Source organism: Mesorhizobium sp. M5C.F.Ca.ET.164.01.1.1 (assembly GCF_004792125.1).
Taxonomy (GTDB): domain Bacteria; phylum Pseudomonadota; class Alphaproteobacteria; order Rhizobiales; family Rhizobiaceae; genus Mesorhizobium; species Mesorhizobium wenxiniae.
This window is the reverse complement of sequence record NZ_SRTG01000488.1, coordinates 1-300: the sequence shown is the minus strand read 5'-3', so window position 1 is coordinate 300 and position 300 is coordinate 1. Positions and strand designations below refer to the sequence as shown.

The window sequence follows — 300 nt, the reverse complement described above, 5'->3', positions numbered from 1 at the left end:
GGCGCCTTCGTCGACGGCCAGATGGTGGACGGCATCTCGGCCGTCGCCTATGGCGACCGCTTCGGCTTCATCGGCCTCTATATCTGCCGACCCGACCGGCGCGGCGAGGGGCATGGCAAGGCGGTGTGGGACGCCGGCATGGCGCGGCTCGGCAATCGCACGATCGGCCTCGACGGTGTCGTCGAGCAGCAGCCCAATTATCGGCGCATGGGATTTCAGCCCGCCTACGAGACGCTCCGCTACAGCGGCCATGCCGCAGGTCTCGCCGGTAGCGGCGACATCCGGCCGCTGACGCCCGAT

1 protein-coding gene is annotated in these 300 nt (G+C 69.3%); it reads left to right on the top strand.

The genetic code is table 11. The annotated features are described in order from the left end of the window. The coding region (locus tag EN807_RS34405) for a GNAT family N-acetyltransferase (RefSeq protein ID WP_135938083.1) at positions 1 to 300 on the top strand (300 nt) is incomplete at both ends.